The organism is Lachnospiraceae bacterium JLR.KK008 (assembly GCA_037015955.1).
Taxonomy (GTDB): Bacteria; Bacillota; Clostridia; order Lachnospirales; family Lachnospiraceae; genus VSOB01.
Map to the genome: position 1 here is coordinate 2,406,887 of CP143548.1, position 19,141 is coordinate 2,426,027.

Below are 19,141 nucleotides of genomic sequence, written 5' to 3' on the forward strand. Positions count from 1 at the left end.
TGAAACTGATGTAGAAAAACAGGTGAGATAATCATCGCTATACACTCTCTATCACGACCCCATGTGCAATGCCGGGAACTGTCTTTCCCTCGTTAAAACTCGTCTTGCTCAGCAGGGCGCCGGTAGGGATAAACAATACCCGCTTCCACTTCTTTTCCTCGATCTGCTTTAAAATAAAGGAAGAGAGCGTAACGGCCGCACAGCCGCATCCGGAACCGCCCGCATGTGTATCCTGCGTCTGGGGATCATAAATCTGCATACCACAGTCCATATGCGTATCAGATATATCATACCCCTTTTCTGCCACCAGGTCAATGAGCGCCCGCTGTCCGATCGACCCCAGATCACCGGTAATGATTTTATCATAGTCCGAAGGCTGTCGTCCGAAGTCAATAAAATTCTGGTAGATCACATTGCAGGCCGCAGGCGCCATACAACACCCCATGTTCATGGAGTCTTTCAGCCCGTAGTCGACAATCTTACCTGTCGTGATGCCTGTGATCGCGGCCCGCACATGTTTTCCCGGCTCTCTGCCCAGTACAAAGGCGCCGCTTCCCGTCACAGTCCATGTTGCCGACAGCGGCCTCTGACTGCCATACTCAAGCGGGTTGCGGAATTCTTTTTCCGCACTCGCAAAATGACTGGAAGTGACACAGATGACATTTTGCGCAAATCCTCCGTCAATCGCCATAGAACCAAGGCTCAGCGACTCTCCGCAGGTGGAGCAGGCACCATACAGCCCGAACAGAGGTATCTCGTATGTCATAATTCCAAACGAAGTGGCTATTGATTGACCAAGCAAGTCACCCGCAAAGAGATACTGAATTTCTTTGCTGTCCAGCTCCGCCTTGCCCATTGCCAGATAGACCGCGTCCTTTTGCAGGCTGCTCTCCGCTTCTTCCCATGTATTACACCCAAACAGATCGTCCTCGCCGATCATATCGATCAGCTCCGCCAGCGGTCCTTCGCCCTCTTTCTTGCCCGCGATCGACGCGCTGGCATTGATATAGACCGGGCGCTCATAGGCCACGCTCTGCTTTCCTCTTCTCTTTCCCTTCTGTTTTCCGCTTTGCTGTGCTGCCATCATCCCATCCCTTTCCCAAAATAACGCTCTCGTTCCTCATATGCTGCGATATTTTTTTATGATAGGATTTCCTGTCAGAGAAAGGATTATGCGTTTGATTTCAATGTGACGACTCCCTTTTCCAGCATCATCACCGGATAATAGGACAGCTTCGCCTTGCGCAGTCCTTCTGCACCGGTGTCCTCCTCCCGGTTGATATATCGGTAGGCAGCCCCTTCATGCTCCACGAACTGTTGGTTGATCATCGGGTACGCCCCCTGAATATCCGCGTATGCCTTTTCAATATGGACGATAAACGTATCCTCATTGCCCGGCTCGCCAAGTGTAAAGGCGATGACTCTGCCCTCCGCACGAATCAGGCCGCCTTTTAAGGAAAGCTCCTCCCGCATTTTCAGCGCATTTAAAGTCACACAGAATTCTGCCTGTTTCGCTTCATCTTCATCACAGCCGTTGAGAACACGCCACTGCTGCGCCATCTCCAGACATTCCGGCGTGTTCTCATCGGTAATGCTCTCATAACTCCAGTCAGGGTGCAGCTCCTTAAATTTATTGATATGATTCCGTTTGCCGTGCAGCTTCTTGCCTGACAGCGTGATCAGTTTCTCCGACTCATAGACGTAATCGGCCTGGTCTCTGTTATACTCTACCTGAAATCTGCCCGGATAGAGTCCGTCCAGCCGCTCGAACTGCGCCGGAGACACAAGGTGCATTTTAAATGTCCGGCCTTTTTCCTCAAAATAAGCCATCAACAGGTCGAGCGTCCGTTTCAGATCGCCTTCTCCGATCGGGAAACTGACGGAAAAATATTCTTCTTCATCGGATAAAAATACAAGCATCTCCTCAATGACCGCGTACCGTGTTCTATAATGAGGCGCCCACAGGAAATTGTTGGCAAACGTTGCCTCACAGTTCCCTGATCCTTCCCTTATATAATATCCCTGTATGAGTTCCTTGTCGGAAAGCTCGATCTTCTTCCAGTTAAACTCCATAATATCCTCTCTTTTTCTTTCTTTTGTATCTCATTCCCTGATCCGGATGAGCAGCATATTTTTTTATTCTCCGAATCTGATCTCTCAATTCTTATCACTTGTCAATTCTTATCGGAATTTTCTGAGTTCCTGCTACTTTTTCATCTTCGGGTTAAAGACAAGGCTGGCCAGGTAGGAAAAGATCAGGGCGGCGCTCGTTCCTACCGCGCCAGCCTTGAATCCGCCCATAAACAGCCCGAGAAGTCCCTCTTTGTCTACCGCCTCCCTGACCCCTTTCATCAGCGTATTGCCAAAACCAAGCAGAGGCACGCTGGCGCCGGCGCCGGCATATTCCTGGAATGGCTCATACCAGCCCAGAAAACTGATTGCCGCTCCGAGGCAGACAAGCGTCACCATAATCCTGCCCGGCATCATTTTTGTCTTTTCCATTAAAATCTGTACGAGCGCACAGATCAGTCCGCCCACCCAGAACGCATTTACATAGTCCATCCGTTTTCTCCTTCTGTTTTCAAAATAAAATCCACCAATTTGTTATTTAGTATTACTACGATCATAAAAAATTATGTGAATCGCAATTTTGAAAAAGAAAGAGTCTATGCTTTTGAATCTGACGGCTTCCTTTCTGGCAGCTGTGCCATTATGATGGCGATAAAGACCAGGACACAGCCGCCGATTTCTCTCGGTGAAAGTGCCTGTCCCAGCAAGGCCCAGCCTGCAATCAGCGAAATCACTGATTCCAGACTCAGAATCAGCGAGGCGACCGTGGGATCCATCCCTTTCTGTCCGATGATCTGCAGTGTGTAGGCCACACCGCACGATAAGATACCCGCATACAGGATCGGCATCCATCCACTGCATATCGCCTCAAAAGAGGGCGTCTCCAGCAAAGTCATGCCGATCCCGCAAATAACACTGCTCGTATAAAATTGAATGCACGACAATGCCACACCATCTGCTTTCGGCGAGAAATAATCGATCACCAAAATATGTACGGAAAACACAAGCGCACACAGAAATACAAAAAAATCACCGGTATTTACCGAGAATGATTCCTTTATACAGAGCAGATACATACCGGCTATCGCCAGCGCTACACTGACCCAAATGAGCTTTCGCACCGACTTGCGAAAAAAAAGACCAAGGATCGGCACGATAATAATATACAGAGCTGTAATAAACCCTGCCTTGGCGACCGTCGTGCGCTGGATTCCCATCTGCTGCAGCAGGCTCGCCGAACTGAGCGCTATCCCGCAGCAGATACCGCCGATCAGCGTAACCCGGTATCTGGCCGCTCTCTCCGCCTTTGTCTCTCCCTTATATTTCCCTGCGGACCTCAACATAAGGAAAGGCAGAAGCACCGTTCCGCCCAAAAGAAACCGGACCGCATTAAACGTAAAGGGCCCGACATAATCCATTCCCACACTCTGCGCCACAAATGCCACGCCCCAGATAGAGGCAGTGAGCAACAGCAACAGAGAATTTTTCATTGTACCTTTTTTCATCTGTCTTCCCCGGCCGGTTTAACCGAGCCAGGCAATCACCTCCACCTCACAGAGTACCTGCTTCGGAAGCTCTTTCACGGCGACACAGCTTCTCGCCGGCTTCTCCGTAAAATAAGTCTCGTAGACACGGTTGAATGCAGTAAAATCAGCCATATCCGCCAGAAAACAAGTCGTCTTGACGACCTTGGTAAAATCTGCGCCTGCCTCGGCAAGAATCGCTCCCACATTTCTGATCGCCTGCTGCGCCTGTTCCTCGATCGTTGTGCCAGAGATCTCTCCCGTGGCGGGATCGATCGGAATCTGTCCTGATGCAAACAGAAACTCTCCCGCAATCATCCCCTGCGAATATGGTCCGATCGCTGCCGGCGCCTTCTCTGTACTGATTTTTTTCATGATTATTCCTCCTCAAATGCTACCTTGACATAAAATCCCCGTTCTGTCTCTTCTATCTTCATCACTGTCCCCGCTCTGGTGGACAGTCTCTCCCGAAAGGGAAAATTTCCTGACATCGCAAGCGAGGGGTCAATCGTGTAGTAATAACTGCCGGGCAGCACCCCTTCCGTCACCTTCACTATATCTCCCTCCTGCAGCACCCCCTGCCGCTCCATTTTAAATTCCATTTCCCGCATCGTCTACAACAATCCCTTCGGTCCTGCATGTATACAGCCGCCTGTCTTTCTTCCGTGACTACCATTATAACCCGTTTCCCGCATCAGGGCAAATGGTTTCTGCTTTTTACTCTTACCCCATTGGATCAGAGAGTCAGAATTTAAAATCCTTTTTCCTTCAACCCGTGCACAAGCTGTACATAAAACTCCCGCACGTCAAAGCCCTCAATATTTTCCCTGTTTAGATCGATCATATCCCCGTGGGAAATGCCGCGATTTCCACAGCAGTCAAGAAGCTGATACGAGGAACCCCATGGAAAGGATGCCTCTCCAACCAGACCATCATTGCCACCATCGAAATATTTCACCATATGATAGGAAAAATTCAGAGGGAACCTGCCGCTGACTGCTTTTGTCATCCTGGAGCCAACGCTCTGATAATAGACGCCGGGCATGTCCCTGACCTGATCGTTTCTCACCTGACAGGCCTGCGCTGTCAGATCATAGACAGCCGCCATAAAGTCCGGCTTTTCCTCGCCCAGTTTCCTCAACGCGGCATTGTACATATCGGCGGCCATCTGCTGCTGCCGGTGCGGAATCTTCGTCAGCAGATAATCCGCAAACTCGCAGCCTCGGTGAGGTGTGCTCACCGTAGTCAGAGATGCCACCTGATCCGCAACCCCGCATCTGGCAATGGCATAACGGCAGTCAAGCCCGCCTTTGGAATGGGCGATAATATTCACCTTCTCACAACCGCTCTCCTGTGTGATCTGCCGGATACGGGCGGCCAGCTCTTCCCCGCATTCAACGACGGAAGACGCCGATTGATGATTCCCATAGTGGATAACGGCGCCGTTTTGTTCCAGCGCTTTCGGCACCCTGCCCCAATAATTAAAATACCGAAAGTCCCGGAAAAACACGCCATGCACCATCAGAATCGGATATTTGGTCGCACAGATCCGCTCTGTTTCTCTTTCCTTATCCAGTAAGATCTTCCTGTCTTCAAACGCGATCTCTTTCTCCGCCGTGCGGATCAGCACCGACAGCACAAACAGGTTTACAACCGGAATCATACCGCACAGTCCGCCGATCACACGCCATTTGACGCCTAACTGCTGTGAGGTCACATAGATGCGGATAATGCCGTTCCAGAATACGACTGCCTCCGCCGCAATGCAGACTGCCGTATTGATCAGCCACAGAAACGGTTCCTCCAATAGCGAGCCTGTTTGAAACAATCCCCAAAATCCCAGCAGCGAATATACGATGGAACACGCTGCGGACAGCAAAAAAAGACGAAGCAGCTCACATCCGTCCCCGCATATGCGCAGCCGCTTTGTCTGTAATTTACGATTTCGTATGGATGGTATCAACTGAAGTACGGCGAACAAAAGCAGAATCAGCACCCACACAAATATGGCGATGCGCTCCCATCTGCTTTTGTCCATCTCTCCCTGTACGCTCTCCATGTACAGTGCTGCCTGTCTGCTGACCGCATAACTGTTTGCCGCCGCAAAGATCAGACAGGTTTTTATAATATGTCCCAGGCTATAACTCCAGCCTCGTCCACCATAGGACGCTGAAGCTGTACTGCAGGGGCTTGTCTCTCCTTGTTTCTCTTTTCTCAGTGATCGCAATTTTTATATCTGCGGATTGTCTTCGCCAGCCGATCCCGTTATATTCATAGACTGTGCGGACACAATCCATTCCTCCTTCACTATGATCTCCGATTTCATATATGTGAAAATTATGATAATAACGGCCATCCCGACAGATTGCTCCGTTGCTGCAGATATAGGTATCGTCCCGGAATCTGTACCCGTCCACCGCCTCGTTCCTGTGTCCCGTCAGCACCATATCCGCAAGAGCATACAGATCCGGACAAAGACAGGAATGGTGCATGATCATAATTGTCGGCAGCCCATTTCCAAATCTTCGCTCACGTTTTATCCGCTCCGTAAATTCGCCTGCTGAAAGATCGCTCTGCGCAAGCGACGGCGTATTCAGACAGATCACATTCAGATCAGAAGTGGATGCGATCCCCGACAGATAATTCTGTTTGCCTGACAGCCTGTATGATGCCGTTCCCAGTTTCCGGCAAAAAGCCTCATACGACCGGAAGCTCCCCTCGTCTCTGTCCATATCATGATCGCCCGGACACAGATAGAACCTGCGCAGCGGCACCTTGCAGATGTCTGCAATCCTTCCAAGCCAGACCGCCACCCTCTCATATTCTTCCCGGGACGCCGAATAGGTGATGTCTCCTGTCACGAATATATAATCGATCTCATCCCATTGCACGATATTTCTCAGTCTCACTGCCAGCTCACGGAAATAACACTTTCTGTCTTCGATTTCCTCTTTTGTTCTTTCCTTCCCGGACGCTATTCCGATCTGTAAATCACATATATGTAATATTTTCATATTATATACCCTCATTTGTATCTTATCAAGTTATTGTAATTATAATAAGGGATGTGAAAATCTCACATCCCTATCTGCTCTGCCTCTTTTCCCAAAACCAGCCGATATAACCGGCGGCGCACCATATGACTGCAGACAACATTGTGCAGGCAGCTTTTTTATCGATCAGGAAACAGACAAATCCGACTGCCGTCTCGATTGTTGCGATCTTCCTCGCCCGTTTCCCTATCACTCTCTTTTCCCTCTCGTCCAGCGGCTTATTTTCCGCTTCCAGTGGTGCATAACGGAAAATGAGAATATAAGACAAAACTGCCATGCAGGCCGTGACTGTCTCCTGATAAGGAATCTCCGCCTTTACCCACAGCAACACCGCGATCAGACCCGCACACGACAGCAGATAGCAGCCCCATGCCGTTGAGGCATGATACCCTCCTGCGTCGGAGCGAAGCGGTATGATCGAGAGCAAAAGCAGGATACAGTACCACGGCGACCGCAATACAAATCCTATGATAAGACTGGTAATAATATTGATCCCAAGAATCCACGCACTCTTCAGCGCATATTCATATATGTCTCTGTCTTCTCTTGATATGGCCCCATTGGTCTCCATAAAACAAATAAGCTTTTGTCCGAACTTTCTCATTCCGGTTACTTATTGCGGGAAAATTTCTTTAAGTTCTTTGGCTCTTCCGGCTGATACTGAATATAATAGCATCCTCTGCTGGCAACTTCTGTCACCAGTGCGGTCAGCGCAAGGGCCAGCGCACAGCTCCCATATTTTGCCAATAAGTTACTCAATTTGATTCTCATTTCCATTCCTCCTTTGTATTTTCCTTATTTTCGGATGCTTTTCATTATAGTATATATTGCCGCGCCGCCCCACCGGTTGTCATAATTGACCCGCTATGCCGTCATTTTTGTCTTTGCCAATCGGACAGGCAGAGAACGTCACTCGTATTCCACTGCCTGATACAGAAGCACTTTGATGCAGAACTCATTGTCCCGGTCGCTGATTTCCAGCTCGCCGTTATGACGCTCCACAATATCGCGGATAATCTGCAAGCCCCAGCCATGCAAATGAACATCGGATTTCGTCGTCATATAGTTGTCGCCCTTTTTATTTCTTGAACTGTGATAGGGATTGCGGATCTCCAGATACAGATTGTGACTCTACACTTTGATCCTCACAGAGATCCGCCGGTTGCCTTTGTCCACCTCCTTCGTCGCTTCGATGGCATTGTCCAAAAGATTGCCGAGACAGATGCTGATCTCTTCGCCGTCGACAATACAGTCGTGCGGCACGTCCAGCTCCAGACGGAATACGATGCCATCGCGCTCCGCGATCTCGGCCTTATAGTTCAGGATACTGTCAAAATATATGTTGCCACTGGAAGCCACACTTTTCTTTGTCGTCAGAAATTGAAGATTCTGCTCATAATAGCTCTCCAGTTCCCGATATTTGCCTCCCTTCAGTAAAATCTGTAAGTACATGTATTCCTGCTTGATGTCATGCCGGAATTTGCTGAGCTCCATCCACAGCGCCTTGCTCTCCTCGCATTGACGCATATAATAATTGCACTGCTCTTTCAAAGCCTCCTCCCGCATACGCTTTTCCGTCGCCTTCTTGCCTTTCTCGTAAAGGTAATAAGTGACGATATTAATGACGAGCAGAATCGCCGCCCCTATCCAGCCCGGTTTGTTGATCGACTTTTCCCGTATCGGATAGACAGTTTCCGGCGGGATCAATATAAATATAATCAGGATGCTGCCCATCGGTACGAAACCGGCCTCCAGCAGATCCAGCACACCAATGCCTCTCACTCTGTTCGGTCCCACAAACAATACGAACACTCTAATCAACAAAAAGCATATTAATTTTGAGATAATGGAACCAATCAACAGTTGCTCAGTACCACCCATCACTCCCGGGATATAGCGACTCGTCGCCAACTGCAGATAATAAGACAATACTTCTGAACATACTGCTGTTACATAGATAAATATTGTCACATAAATACAGTAACGCAATTTATCTTTATATAAATAGATCAGTACCATAAGAAAAGTGACCCAAAATACAAAAAGATTAAGCAGTGGATTATTACTGAGCACATAAGTTACAAAATTAAAAATGATAAAATGAGCGGCCCATGCTGTAAATTCGCAGACAGGTTTTCTGCCTCTGGAATTCAATGCTTTCTCAGCAAAAATACGCTGTACGATCATAAGGAACAGCTCGATTACTCCCAGTACGAGTGTGATGATCCATATCTCTTCCATACTACTTACTCTCCAATATCTCCATATAATGCAGCTTCATCTCTTTTCTGTATTTCTTGCTGATGAAAATCTCCGTACCGTCATCCATGACAATCCTGTCAAATTCCCATTCCTTGACATAGCCCAGATTTACCAGATAAGAAACCTGAACTCTGGCAAATTTGATCTGTGACTGTGCCATCTCCTTCTCCACTGCATTTAATTTTCCATAAAAGCAATACTTTTCATCTTTGCAATGGATACAGATCTGTCTGCCGATGCTTTCAAAATACATGATCTGATGCAGCGGAACACTGTATCTATGTCTCTGACAAGAGAATAAAAATCTTTCATTCTGTGCGGACAGGGCACGCAGTATCTTTTGCATCAGCGTTTCCAGATCTTCTTCCATCACAGGCTTTCTCAGGAAAGCAAAAGGCTGTACCTCTATCATCTGTCTGCAATACTGGTCATAAGCAGAAACAAAGATCAAAATCGTATGGAAATCTGTCTCTCTGATGATCTTTGCAGTTTCTATTCCGTTCTTTCCCTCCATTTCAATATCAAGAAATAAAATATCCAGGTGTCCGTAAGTACGTATATCCTGTAGCAATTCCTCCCCATCGTCAAATTCACAGATCTCCAGGTTTAATCCCATTCTCTCGGTAACCTTCTGCAACATAGCCCTCAGTTCCCGGACTTCTTCCATCCTGTCATCGCAGATACCGACTTTTATCATATGTAGTTCACCCCTCCGGTGTATGGAACACGCAGCGCAGCAGACACTGCGGTTGGATTTTTGAGTGTATCGTATTATAACATATCCGTCAATTTCTATTAGCGCACTGTCTTGTAAATTTTAGAATTTCCCTGTACGCATGCAGACTACCAAAAAAAACAGAGCGGTGTAATCACACCGCCCCGTCATAATCCCTGTTAAACAAGAACTCTTTTTTACCTCTTCCCTTCTGATTTCCTGTTATTCCACTGTAATCAATTCATATTCACGGCTGCCATAGCCAAGCGCCGCTGCCGCCTCAATCGTATGAACACCGTTTTGGGACTCGATCCGTTCCACCAGATGATCCCGTCCCGGATCGTCAGAGCCATATACAAGATCGAGACACGCCTGATCGATAGCGATCGGATCCAGAGATGCCAAAATACCAATATCAGCCATACAGGGATCTTCCGCCACCGCACAGCAGTCACAGTCTACCGACATATTTTTCATCACATTGATGTAGACGATATTTCCTTTGAAATACTCCACAACCGATAATGCCGCATCGGCCATCGATTCCAGAAAAGCGTCATGATCCGACGTCCAGAAATCTTTCGGATCGCCCACACCATGGATATATCCCTTGCCATAGGAAGACGCCACACCGATGGAGAGCTGCTTCAGCGCACCGCCGTATCCGCCCATCGGATGTCCTTTAAAATGGGAGAGCACGAGCATAGAGTCATAATTGACAATATTTTTTCCCACAAAATTTTTGCGGATCTGTCGGCCCCGGGGAATGGAGAGTTCCAGATCAGGTCCCTGCGAATCGAGCAGATCCACCGTGAAGTATTTGCTCCACCCATGCTTTTCCATTGTCTGCATATGCCTCTCGGTCGTGTTCCTGGACCCCTCGTAGGCGGTATTACACTCTACGACCGTGCCGTTTACATAATCGACAATCGGTCGGAACATCTCCGGTTTGAGGAAATTCTGATTCCCTTCCTCCCCGGAATGCAGTTTGACCGCCACCTTTCCGGACAATTCCCGGCCAACCTGTTTGTATAATTCCACTAACATTCCCGGCTCTATTGTACTGGTAAAATATACTTTGGATTTCATGACTGACTCCTCCTGTCTCCAAAACAACTCCATAAGCCTGCCTTTAAGAAATATATACTACCACTTTACCATATCCCGGAAATCTTGTATATTCTTTTTTCCCCGAAAATAGTGTGCTCTCCGGTATTTCCCTACAAAATCCCGGCGTATTTCCCAATCCAATACCCAAGCCCCAAAAGCCAGCTTGTAAAAATGCCGTACAGAATCACAGGCCCGGCGATCGTGAATATTTTACAGCCGATACCAAAGACCTGTCCCTCTTTCTTAAATTCAATGGCCGGCGCCGCCACGGAATTGGCAAACCCGGTGATCGGCACAAGCGCCCCTGCGCCTCCCCACTTCGTGATCTGCGGGTAAATATTAAATCCGGTGAGAATGACACTGCACAATACCAGGATAAGAGAGCACCAGCTCCCCGCCGTCTGTTTGTCCATGCCCAGGCTTCCCGTACAATAATTGAGGATTGCCTGTCCGATCACACAGATGATGCCGCCTGTCACAAAGGCTTTCAGCATCAGAATCCACAGATTGTGTGTCGGTGTCATTTGCTTCACATATTGCTGATATTGTTTCTTCTTTTCTTCTTCCATATCTGTCAACCTCCGAATAGAAATATCTTCTCGCTAAAGTAATACAGAGAGCCGGCCATCTTTCCAAGAGCCACAGCCGTCACCGCGATACCGAGGCCATGTCGGAAGCCTATCCGTCTGGAAAAGATGGGAATGCTGTCCAGCATCTCAGCAATCGCCATGGCAAGGCTTCCTACAAAAACGCCTGCGAACCCACCATAACAGGCCAGGAATATCTGACCCGCCACCGCCCCAAGCGGCAAGGAAAGCTCAAATACGCTCAGAATATCTCCTGCCATCGTTCCCAATATGACCATCGTCTCATAGAACATAACTCGCCGTCCGGTATGTGTCTTTCCCGCGAACCGGGGAATCAACCCCACTGCCAAAAGCACGGTGAACACTCCGCCTGCCGTCATCAGGCCAAAACTGCATCCGAGCACGCCTAAAAATATTCTGTTAAGAAGCATCGATCGTCTTTCCCTCCCGGTCTGCCGTCTCAATCAGGGTATCATCCACATCCTTCTCGTAGACCCGCATCTCAACCTCGATCGGGGTCGGGTCAGCTGTAATCCTTCTGCCGCCGATATGATTAAAAAACAGGGTGATGCCCAGCGCAAGCCCAATCGAATAAGTGACCTCCAGTGTCGTAAAGCCATTGGAGCTCTGTCCCATAATCTGTTGATACAAACCGCTGAAAACATCGCGGATGCCAATGTCATTGTGAAAAGCCATGATCGTAAAAGCTGTGCCAAAAAAACTGATCAGTGCCACAAAGAGCACTTTGACCCATACAAGAAACCCTTTTTTATCAGGCGTTTTCACGAGCTTGACGAGGGTATCCAGCTCACCGACATTTTCTACGGTGACACCCTTCTCCAGCGCCTGGATCTGCTCGATCAGCTTCAGACTGCTGATTACCATCCTCTTTTCTCCGCCCTCGCGGAACTGGCAGAGCTTTATCGCCTTTGTCTTTGCCAGCAAATGCTCGTCCACGCATGTGACGGAGGCAATGTCTTTCAGAAACACTTCCTCATTCTGCACTTCTGCATTCCGTTTTGGTTTGATATATACTACTTTATTTTCCATACATCCTGCTTCTCTTTGCCTCATCGTTTTGCAGATTAGTATGCTTGATTTTTATACAAATATTCGTTTTTAAAGAATTTAACCTCCATTCCCTCACTGACCAGCCATTCTTCCACTCCACTCCGGAATATCATATTTCATAATACAATTTTCCCTCTTCCAGTATCCGCAGCCGGTCATCTTTCAACTCGATCGTCGTCACCGCACAGTTTTTCTGGGGAATGCCGCTCCAGAACTCAGACAGGGGACGCTCTTCCACACAGCGCAGGAAACAGCGGATAAACGCTCCATGCACCGCCAGCATAACGTGCTCATAGTTATCCTGCAGCGGGCAGAGCACTTCGTCGATAAAACTGTGCGCCCGGGAGATGACCCCGGAAAATTCCTCCCCCTCCAGGGGCCGGTACTTCTCCGGATGGCTGATAAAGTCATGCAGTGGATGATCTTCACTTTTGCCTGCATCTCTGACGATCATTCCCTCATACATGCCGAAATCCATCTCCCGCAGACGCTCATCGACAATGATCGGGATCTCTCTGCCTCGTCTCATAATCTGCGCCGTCGTATGCGCCCGGTTCAGGGGGCTGGAATAGATGATCTCCAACGGAATGTCTTTCATCTGTTCCGATGTGATCTGCGCCAGTTCCACCCCATACTCATTCAGCGGAATGTCCGCGCTCCCCTGCAGTTTCCCGGCTTTATTCCAGTCTGTCTCTCCATGTCTGATCAGATATATTTTCATGTCGTTTCCTCATCCGTATTTTCTTTATTTGGGTTTCAATATATTCTACTGATTTTTCGCTCATTTGGCAAGTCCGCGCATTCGCAGCAGAATCCTCTTTTCCAGGCGACTGACCTGCACCTGACTGATACCGAGCTGTCTGGCTACCTCCACCTGCGTCTTGTCTTCAAAGTAACGCAGCCCGATCAGTCTCTTTTCATCCTCCGTCAGCTCGGAGAACAACTGCTCCAATAACATATGATTCAGCACCCGTTCGTTCTCATCTTTGCCCGACGGCAGCCTGTCCACCATATAGATCTCGTTGCCGTCGCTCTGATAGACCGACTTATAGATCGACTCCACTTCCACGTTTGCCTCCATCGCCATCACAATATCCTCCGTGGAAATACCTGTGATCTCACTGATCTCCAGCAATGTGGCTTCTCTCCCAAGCTGTTTCGATACCTGTTCCGATGCCTGTCTGATCTTAAACCCGTTTTCCTTCAGCGTGCGGGACACCTTTACCATACCATCGTCCCGGAGAAAGCGCTTGATTTCTCCGGCAATCATCGGCACCGCGTAAGTGGAAAACTTTACATCATAAGAGAGGTCGAACTTGTCGATCGCTTTCATCAGTCCAATGCTGCCGATCTGAAACAGGTCCTCCGCGTCGTAACCTCTGCCGAGAAACCGCTTGACGATATGGTGTACCAATCCCAGATTTTTCTCTACCAGTACTTCTCTCGCTTCTCTGTCTCCGGCCTGTGCCTGTGTCAGCAGTACTGTAGTCTCTTCCATAGGCTATTCCCCGTCCTGCTCATAAGGTTTTCCCGGAATCTGTTTCTCCATGATGACAAGCGTTCCCTCTCCCGGTGTGGATTCCACTTTCAACTCATCCATAAAGGCTTCCATGAAGGAAAATCCCATACCGGAGCGATCCATCTCCGGCTTTGTCGTGTAAAGAGGCTCCATTGCTTTCTCTACATTCTCAATTCCCTTCCCCTTATCCTGCACTTCAATATGTAATCGATCATCCCGCAGAATGCAGTGCAGCGTCACCTTGCCTTTGCCGCCCTCGTACCCGTGAATGATCGCATTCGTCACCGCCTCGGAGACCGCCGTCTTTACATCTGCGATCTCCTCCATCGTGGGGTTGAGCGCAGTGATCAATGAGGCCACCGCCACTCTGGCAAAGGCTTCGTTCTCAGAGATCGCGTCAAATTCCAATTTCACTTCGTTATTCATCCGTATCCTCCTACTCAATCACATTCAGGACCTTTTTCAGGCCTGACAACTGTATGATCCGACTGATCTGCCTGTCCGCATTGACTGCGTAAACTTTGCCGCCAAAACAGGAAATCTTTTTATAGCGTCCTACAACAACACCCACACCGGAACTGTCCATAAACCGGGTATCTTCGAAATCAAAGACAATATGCTTGACCGGCTTTCCCATAATGTACTGGTCTGCCTTTTCACTCAGGGCCGCCGCCTGATGATGATCGATCTCTTCCGGCATCCGTATCATCAGATAATCTTCGATCATATGAAATCTCTCTTCCATATCTGCCATACTCCTTCCCTCTGTATTGTCACTCGATGTCCTATAGCGCCAAAAAAGACACGGCCCCCTGACAAGGGTCATGTCTTCTTTCGTTTTTTATCCGTCTCCGGTCTTATCCTGCATTTAATTCATTTAAATAATTACGCGACTTTCTGGCTTTTTCCGTACCCGGAAACTTCTCTACCACAAATGTATAAGTCTCAATCGCCTCGTCATTGTCCCCGTTCTGGCGGTAAGCATTGCCCAGATTATAGAGGACGTCTCCGTTTTCCGGGTCAAATTCCGCCGCTTTCAGGAAATCCCTGATCGCTTCCTCATACATTTCTTTCTGGTAGGAATCCATCGCTGATTTATAATAGGATTCGGCGATGGATGGTCCTGCCTGGGTGATGAGTATCCGGTACAGAGACTGGAAGTTCTCAGATTCCACCTGGGAAGCCGCCTCTGTGTCGATCATCTCCAATGCCTCGCCGACTTTCTCAATGTCATTTGGGCTGTCCATATAGATACGAACCGCACGCAGCAGCCCGTCTACAACATCCATCGTTCCGTCATTGCCGACATAATTTTCAAGATCCTGCTTCAGTCTCTCGTTTTCTTCCGTCAGTTGCTGCGCCTGCTGCTGCATTTCCTCGATCGTACTTGTCTTTTTATCCAGTTGTTCGCTGACTGTCCGCAGCTCGTTCTGGGCCGCAGTGTTCGAGGAATTTATCCGCGCCGGCAAGATCAGAAAGCAGGCCACGGCCACCCCGATGGCAATCCCGATACCGATGTTCAGTACCGTCGAGACACTTTTGTTATCCCTGTTGTTGAGCGGTTGAATGATCGTCTCATTGCCGCTCTGATACATGACCACATCATCCGGAATATTTTTGTTCTTTTTCTTTGTTCCTGACTTCGCTCCTATTTTCGGATTGTCGGACATGCCCAGCATGGCATCCACTTCTTTGCTGTACCGCCGGGTCGTCGTGTTGCCGACATCGATCCGGCTGCACTTGTCTAATTCCCGTTTTGCCTTCTCCCACTCTTCTTCTCTCATATATAAAAGTGCCAGAAGCTGATGCGCTCTGACAAATTTGGGATTTAACGACAACACCTTTTTTAACTGTATGACTGCCAGATCAAGACTGTCCTGCTGGCAGTATCCGAGCGCCAGATTATACTTCTTGATCGTCTGGTTGATCGTCTCCAGACGGCTGGGATTTTCCTGGATCATATCAATATAGTCGTCTGCGATATTTTTCTTGGCACGCAGATTTTTACTGATCACCCATTCGCTTAATCCCTTGACGACTTCCCCCATCTCAAAATATACAAGTCCAAGAAGATTTCTGGCTTCCACATTGTTCTTATTAAATTTTAAACTTTGACGCAAACTGGTAACCGCACCGGACAGGTCCCGCACACTTGCTTTCTCTAATCCTTCATTATAGAAAAAATTAGATGTATAAATGATCTTCTTGTAAAGAGCCACATCTGCCCCGCAGCCCGTACAGAAATCTTTTTCCGATAACCGGCAACCGCAATTATAACAGATCATGCAGTACCTCTATTCTCTATATTCAGTCTTCTTCTTTTACTTCTTTCATCATTCCCACCAGGACGTCCGCTACATCTGTGACATCCTGATTATAAATAGCGTCGACCGCATCCTCTATCTCCAGACTGGGATGGAATTTCTTTAATTCTTCCTCAAAATCGATCATTCTGTTCCCTCTTTTTAACAGCTTCCTTTATCTCTCCAGCCAGATAAAGAGAACCTGCAATATATGCTCTGTCTTCCGGCCGCTTTCTGTCAAGCAGCTCTTCCAGTGCACGGTCCGCCTCCGGATATACAGTGACGTGCTCTGCTCCCGCAGCCCGAAATGCCTGCGACAAAACCTCAGCGGTAAGACCCCTTACATTCCTGATCTCTGTCACAAAAACCTGATCAAACAGCCTGCCGGCTGTCAACAGCCCGATCATCTGACGATACTGCTTATCCTCTACGGCGGAAAACAGCAGAAAACGTTCCCCGGTACAACCATCCCGGCCGACAGCATCAAGCAATCCACAAATACCATCTATATTATGCGCACCGTCAAGATACACACCTGCGCAGATCTCTTCCATCCTGCCTTCCCACCGCATTTCGCGCATTCCTTCCGTGAGCGCCTCCGAACTGACCGGAAGCCGGTCCGAAAGAACGTCGAGCGCACGCAGCGCCAACACAGCGTTCTCCACCTGATAAGGTGCACAGGTGGCAAGCAGACACCTAATATATCCATAATAACGAGTATCAAAAGAAAAATCAATGAAATTTTTACGAAACTCCAAATTTCGTACGTCCCGTTTCGACACCGAAAACGCAGGACAGTCAAGCATTTCCGCCTTCTGTCTGATCACTTCGGAGGCCTCCTGCCTGTGATCCGCATAGACGACAGGCACCCCTTTTCGCAGGATACCGGCTTTTTCCCCTGCAATTTCAGCGATCGTACCTCCGAGATATTCCATATGATCAAGGCCAATCTCTGTGATGATACAGACATCTTTTCTGTCGACACAATTTGTCGCATCCAGCCGTCCCCCGAGCCCTGTCTCCAGCAGAATGACCTGCACATTTTCTTCCTCAAAACAGAGCATCGCCATAAAAAACAACATCTCAAAGAAGGTGGGACGATAATCGTCCTTCCCGGGAATTCCCTGCTCTAATTTATTTTTTACAAGTTCAAAGTATTTTATAAAATCTTTTTCGCTGACAGGCTCGCCGCTGATCCGCACCCGCTCCCGCATCGTCGTCAGATGCGGTGAGGTAAACATCCCTGTCCGGTACCCGGCTCTTCGCAGGACGGATGACAAATAGGCACAAACGGAACCTTTACCGTTTGTGCCTGCAATATGAATCACAGTTTTTTCTCTGCCGGGATCTCCCAGACAATGTAAAAATGCCTTTGTATCCTCCAAAGTATTTTTTTTTGCAAATCTCGGAACTGTCAAAAGATACGACTCTGCTTCCTCATAGACCATATCTGCTATCCCGCCATGTTAAGCCTGAAAAGGCTCTGTCACGATCTCGCCGCCTCTGCACCGGTATGTCACATATTGTGTCGAACCTGCGCAGGTTTTACTGTAACCGTCTATGCAGATAATGACACCTTTGTTCGTGACACCTTCCGCATTGACTGTGGCGCCTCTTCCTTTCTCCATCCGCTCCTGGCACTGTTCGATCTCATCCTTGATCCCGTCCAGCTGTTTGAAATATTCATCCTTTTTGCCATTGAGAATCAGAAGACTTCCTCTGTCCGTCTCTCCCTGAAACTGCTTCTGCTTGATCAGATATTCCATCCGCTCCAGAATATCGCGCAGTTTCCCGCTGATCTCTTTCTGCTTCTCCGTCAGCTTCACATGTTTCTCATAGATTTCCTTTTCGAAACCGGCGCATACGATCGTCTTAACTTCCACCGTATTTCCCAGATTAAATGCCGTGACGCCCTGCAGGGCGGACACCTTGCCGCCGATGATACTGCCTCTTTTGCCTCGTACTATGACCTGACTGCCTGCTGACACGTTAGCATTCAGAATATAATTTGCCTCAATATTGACTTCCGCGTTGACTTCACACTGCTCAATGAAATTGGCAAACACATTACCTCTTGCCCGCACCCGTCCCTTCATATTTCCCTGAACGCCGCGCTTGAGCACAATATCGCCGCCGGCAAAAAGCTCTGCACATTCCACCGTGCCCTCGATAACCAGATTACGTCCCGCACGGATCAGCACGCCCGTGCTTACATTGCCGTTGATAACCACATCCCCGAAAAATTCGATCCGCCCTGTGCTCAGATCGACATCTCCCTGCACTTCATGCACCGTGCGGATATCGATGTTACCGGCCTTGATTTCCACCTTTCCGGCCACTTTGGCAAAATACAGATTACCCCGGCGTTCCACGCTTCTGCCGCGCAGAGGCTGCAGTTCCCTTACGGGATTGCTCTTCAATATCATACCATCCACCGTAAAGCCGTCCTCTCCGCCCACAGCCTCATGATATTCTGCGAGCTTGCCGCCCACCTGCACACTCTGCAATACGTTCACACTGCCATAGTCAACGGAACCATCCTCCATGATCTTCGGCGCTCCGCTAAGATTTTCCGTGTCAAACAAATATTCGTAATAGCCGTCGCTGCCTTCCACGACCGCTTTGCCTTCTGCTACCAGTATCTCACGCTGATACACACCTTTTTTAGACATAGCAACAAGACGTGGCATCAGATAACCTGTTGTCACCCCGTCCTCTTTCAGCATATCCAAGAGCGCGTCTACGTCGTATTTCTCCGTATCGCCGGAAGGCTCCGACAGATACAGCCATGCCTTCATTCTGTCATCAGACACACGTACATATGACTTCTCCTGAACCTTGCTGCCATGTAAGAATCTTTTTCTCAGTTCACCCATCTGCTCACGGGTTAGTGTTAAAATCTCTTCAGCCATGAAATCATACCTCTGT

Annotated in this window: 23 protein-coding genes and 1 pseudogene; all 24 read right to left on the minus strand. The window is 48.5% G+C overall.

The annotated features are described in order from the left end of the window. Nucleotides 1-37: 37 nt before the first annotated feature. The 24 genes and pseudogenes from V1224_12050 to V1224_12165 all read right to left on the minus strand — a co-directional run bounded on the left by V1224_12050 (nucleotide 38) and on the right by V1224_12165 (nucleotide 19,125). A complete protein-coding gene (locus V1224_12050) occupies nucleotides 38-1,087 on the minus strand; it encodes a stage V sporulation protein AD (GenBank protein ID WWR15202.1) in 1,050 nt (349 codons plus the stop codon). Nucleotides 1,088-1,170: 83 nt separating this feature from the next. Then, complete coding sequence (locus tag V1224_12055; protein ID WWR17479.1) at nucleotides 1,171-2,076, minus strand: phosphatidylglycerol lysyltransferase domain-containing protein; 906 nt, start codon at nucleotides 2,074-2,076, stop codon at nucleotides 1,171-1,173. A 129-nt stretch (nucleotides 2,077-2,205) separates the two neighbouring features. After that, entirely contained in the window at nucleotides 2,206-2,562 is a 357-nt protein-coding gene (locus V1224_12060; protein WWR15203.1) for a SpoVA/SpoVAEb family sporulation membrane protein, read from the minus strand. A 104-nt stretch (nucleotides 2,563-2,666) separates the two neighbouring features. Next, nucleotides 2,667-3,575 (minus strand): DMT family transporter, encoded by a 909-nt coding sequence (locus V1224_12065; protein ID WWR15204.1) that lies wholly within the window; start codon nucleotides 3,573-3,575, stop codon nucleotides 2,667-2,669. Between the two features lie 18 nt (nucleotides 3,576-3,593). Continuing rightward, complete coding sequence (locus V1224_12070; protein ID WWR15205.1) at nucleotides 3,594-3,968, minus strand: RidA family protein; 375 nt, start codon at nucleotides 3,966-3,968, stop codon at nucleotides 3,594-3,596. A 2-nt stretch (nucleotides 3,969-3,970) separates the two neighbouring features. Continuing rightward, nucleotides 3,971-4,204, minus strand: coding sequence for a hypothetical protein (locus V1224_12075; GenBank protein WWR15206.1), 234 nt, complete (start codon nucleotides 4,202-4,204; stop codon nucleotides 3,971-3,973). Nucleotides 4,205-4,344: 140 nt separating this feature from the next. Continuing rightward, nucleotides 4,345-5,631 (minus strand): alpha/beta fold hydrolase, encoded by a 1,287-nt coding sequence (locus V1224_12080; GenBank protein ID WWR17480.1) that lies wholly within the window; start codon nucleotides 5,629-5,631, stop codon nucleotides 4,345-4,347. A 100-nt stretch (nucleotides 5,632-5,731) separates the two neighbouring features. Further along, complete coding sequence (locus V1224_12085) at nucleotides 5,732-6,607, minus strand: metallophosphoesterase (protein WWR15207.1); 876 nt, start codon at nucleotides 6,605-6,607, stop codon at nucleotides 5,732-5,734. Between the two features lie 70 nt (nucleotides 6,608-6,677). Beyond that, nucleotides 6,678-7,250 (minus strand): accessory gene regulator B family protein, encoded by a 573-nt coding sequence (locus tag V1224_12090; GenBank protein WWR15208.1) that lies wholly within the window; start codon nucleotides 7,248-7,250, stop codon nucleotides 6,678-6,680. A gap of 5 nt (nucleotides 7,251-7,255) precedes the next feature. Continuing rightward, nucleotides 7,256-7,417, minus strand: a complete 162-nt coding sequence (locus V1224_12095; protein WWR15209.1) for a cyclic lactone autoinducer peptide — start codon at nucleotides 7,415-7,417, stop codon at nucleotides 7,256-7,258. Nucleotides 7,418-7,555: 138 nt separating this feature from the next. Beyond that, a pseudogene (locus V1224_12100) lies at nucleotides 7,556-8,887 on the minus strand (ATP-binding protein). 1 nt (nucleotide 8,888) lies between these two features. Further along, the gene (locus V1224_12105) at nucleotides 8,889-9,605 is read right to left on the minus strand and encodes a LytTR family DNA-binding domain-containing protein (protein WWR15210.1); all 717 of its coding nucleotides are present in this window, start codon (nucleotides 9,603-9,605) and stop codon (nucleotides 8,889-8,891) included. A gap of 240 nt (nucleotides 9,606-9,845) precedes the next feature. Beyond that, nucleotides 9,846-10,712, minus strand: coding sequence for a DUF362 domain-containing protein (locus tag V1224_12110; GenBank protein ID WWR15211.1), 867 nt, complete (start codon nucleotides 10,710-10,712; stop codon nucleotides 9,846-9,848). Nucleotides 10,713-10,843: 131 nt separating this feature from the next. Further along, the gene (locus V1224_12115; GenBank protein WWR15212.1) at nucleotides 10,844-11,302 is read right to left on the minus strand and encodes a SpoVA/SpoVAEb family sporulation membrane protein; all 459 of its coding nucleotides are present in this window, start codon (nucleotides 11,300-11,302) and stop codon (nucleotides 10,844-10,846) included. 5 nt (nucleotides 11,303-11,307) lie between these two features. After that, nucleotides 11,308-11,751: a stage V sporulation protein AB gene (locus V1224_12120; GenBank protein WWR15213.1), complete on the minus strand. Its 444-nt coding sequence runs from the start codon at nucleotides 11,749-11,751 to the stop codon at nucleotides 11,308-11,310. Beyond that, a complete protein-coding gene (locus tag V1224_12125) occupies nucleotides 11,741-12,370 on the minus strand; it encodes a stage V sporulation protein AA (protein WWR15214.1) in 630 nt (209 codons plus the stop codon). Before V1224_12125 ends, V1224_12120 begins: the two co-directional genes overlap by 11 nt. A 130-nt stretch (nucleotides 12,371-12,500) precedes the next feature. Further along, nucleotides 12,501-13,112 carry a histidine phosphatase family protein gene (locus V1224_12130; protein WWR15215.1) on the minus strand — a complete coding sequence of 204 codons (612 nt, stop codon included), beginning with the start codon at nucleotides 13,110-13,112 and terminating at the stop codon, nucleotides 12,501-12,503. Between the two features lie 60 nt (nucleotides 13,113-13,172). After that, a complete protein-coding gene (locus V1224_12135) occupies nucleotides 13,173-13,889 on the minus strand; it encodes a SigF/SigG family RNA polymerase sporulation sigma factor (GenBank protein ID WWR15216.1) in 717 nt (238 codons plus the stop codon). 3 nt (nucleotides 13,890-13,892) lie between these two features. After that, nucleotides 13,893-14,342 (minus strand): anti-sigma F factor, encoded by a 450-nt coding sequence (spoIIAB, locus tag V1224_12140; GenBank protein ID WWR17481.1) that lies wholly within the window; start codon nucleotides 14,340-14,342, stop codon nucleotides 13,893-13,895. Between the two features lie 4 nt (nucleotides 14,343-14,346). Further along, on the minus strand, nucleotides 14,347-14,664 hold the full coding sequence (locus V1224_12145; GenBank protein ID WWR15217.1) for an anti-sigma factor antagonist: 318 nt from the start codon (nucleotides 14,662-14,664) through the stop codon (nucleotides 14,347-14,349). A 103-nt stretch (nucleotides 14,665-14,767) separates the two neighbouring features. After that, complete coding sequence (locus V1224_12150; protein ID WWR15218.1) at nucleotides 14,768-16,195, minus strand: tetratricopeptide repeat protein; 1,428 nt, start codon at nucleotides 16,193-16,195, stop codon at nucleotides 14,768-14,770. 22 nt (nucleotides 16,196-16,217) lie between these two features. Then, nucleotides 16,218-16,361, minus strand: a complete 144-nt coding sequence (locus V1224_12155) for a hypothetical protein (protein WWR15219.1) — start codon at nucleotides 16,359-16,361, stop codon at nucleotides 16,218-16,220. Further along, nucleotides 16,348-17,661, minus strand: a complete 1,314-nt coding sequence (locus V1224_12160) for a folylpolyglutamate synthase/dihydrofolate synthase family protein (GenBank protein WWR15220.1) — start codon at nucleotides 17,659-17,661, stop codon at nucleotides 16,348-16,350. Before V1224_12160 ends, V1224_12155 begins: the two co-directional genes overlap by 14 nt. An 18-nt stretch (nucleotides 17,662-17,679) precedes the next feature. Then, nucleotides 17,680-19,125, minus strand: a complete 1,446-nt coding sequence (locus V1224_12165; protein WWR15221.1) for a FapA family protein — start codon at nucleotides 19,123-19,125, stop codon at nucleotides 17,680-17,682. Nucleotides 19,126-19,141 lie beyond the last annotated feature (16 nt).

Bases quoted from the DNA above. Each gene is read 5' to 3' on its own strand.
- V1224_12050 (WWR15202.1), bottom strand. From the start codon at position 1,087: ATGATGGCAGCACAGCAAAGCGGAAAACAGAAGGGAAAGAGAAGAGGA.
- V1224_12060 (WWR15203.1), bottom strand. From the start codon at position 2,562: ATGGACTATGTAAATGCGTTCTGGGTGGGCGGACTGATCTGTGCGCTC.
- V1224_12065 (WWR15204.1), bottom strand. From the start codon at position 3,575: ATGAAAAAAGGTACAATGAAAAATTCTCTGTTGCTGTTGCTCACTGCC.
- V1224_12070 (WWR15205.1), bottom strand. From the start codon at position 3,968: ATGAAAAAAATCAGTACAGAGAAGGCGCCGGCAGCGATCGGACCATAT.
- V1224_12075 (WWR15206.1), bottom strand. From the start codon at position 4,204: ATGCGGGAAATGGAATTTAAAATGGAGCGGCAGGGGGTGCTGCAGGAG.
- V1224_12080 (WWR17480.1), bottom strand. From the start codon at position 5,631: ATGGACAAAAGCAGATGGGAGCGCATCGCCATATTTGTGTGGGTGCTG.
- V1224_12085 (WWR15207.1), bottom strand. From the start codon at position 6,607: ATGAAAATATTACATATATGTGATTTACAGATCGGAATAGCGTCCGGG.
- V1224_12090 (WWR15208.1), bottom strand. From the start codon at position 7,250: ATGAGAAAGTTCGGACAAAAGCTTATTTGTTTTATGGAGACCAATGGG.
- V1224_12095 (WWR15209.1), bottom strand. From the start codon at position 7,417: ATGAGAATCAAATTGAGTAACTTATTGGCAAAATATGGGAGCTGTGCG.
- V1224_12105 (WWR15210.1), bottom strand. From the start codon at position 9,605: ATGATAAAAGTCGGTATCTGCGATGACAGGATGGAAGAAGTCCGGGAA.
- V1224_12110 (WWR15211.1), bottom strand. From the start codon at position 10,712: ATGAAATCCAAAGTATATTTTACCAGTACAATAGAGCCGGGAATGTTA.
- V1224_12115 (WWR15212.1), bottom strand. From the start codon at position 11,302: ATGGAAGAAGAAAAGAAGAAACAATATCAGCAATATGTGAAGCAAATG.
- V1224_12120 (WWR15213.1), bottom strand. From the start codon at position 11,751: ATGCTTCTTAACAGAATATTTTTAGGCGTGCTCGGATGCAGTTTTGGC.
- V1224_12125 (WWR15214.1), bottom strand. From the start codon at position 12,370: ATGGAAAATAAAGTAGTATATATCAAACCAAAACGGAATGCAGAAGTG.
- V1224_12130 (WWR15215.1), bottom strand. From the start codon at position 13,112: ATGAAAATATATCTGATCAGACATGGAGAGACAGACTGGAATAAAGCC.
- V1224_12135 (WWR15216.1), bottom strand. From the start codon at position 13,889: ATGGAAGAGACTACAGTACTGCTGACACAGGCACAGGCCGGAGACAGA.
- V1224_12145 (WWR15217.1), bottom strand. From the start codon at position 14,664: ATGGCAGATATGGAAGAGAGATTTCATATGATCGAAGATTATCTGATG.
- V1224_12150 (WWR15218.1), bottom strand. From the start codon at position 16,195: ATGATCTGTTATAATTGCGGTTGCCGGTTATCGGAAAAAGATTTCTGT.
- V1224_12155 (WWR15219.1), bottom strand. From the start codon at position 16,361: ATGATCGATTTTGAGGAAGAATTAAAGAAATTCCATCCCAGTCTGGAG.
- V1224_12160 (WWR15220.1), bottom strand. From the start codon at position 17,661: ATGGTCTATGAGGAAGCAGAGTCGTATCTTTTGACAGTTCCGAGATTT.
- V1224_12165 (WWR15221.1), bottom strand. From the start codon at position 19,125: ATGGCTGAAGAGATTTTAACACTAACCCGTGAGCAGATGGGTGAACTG.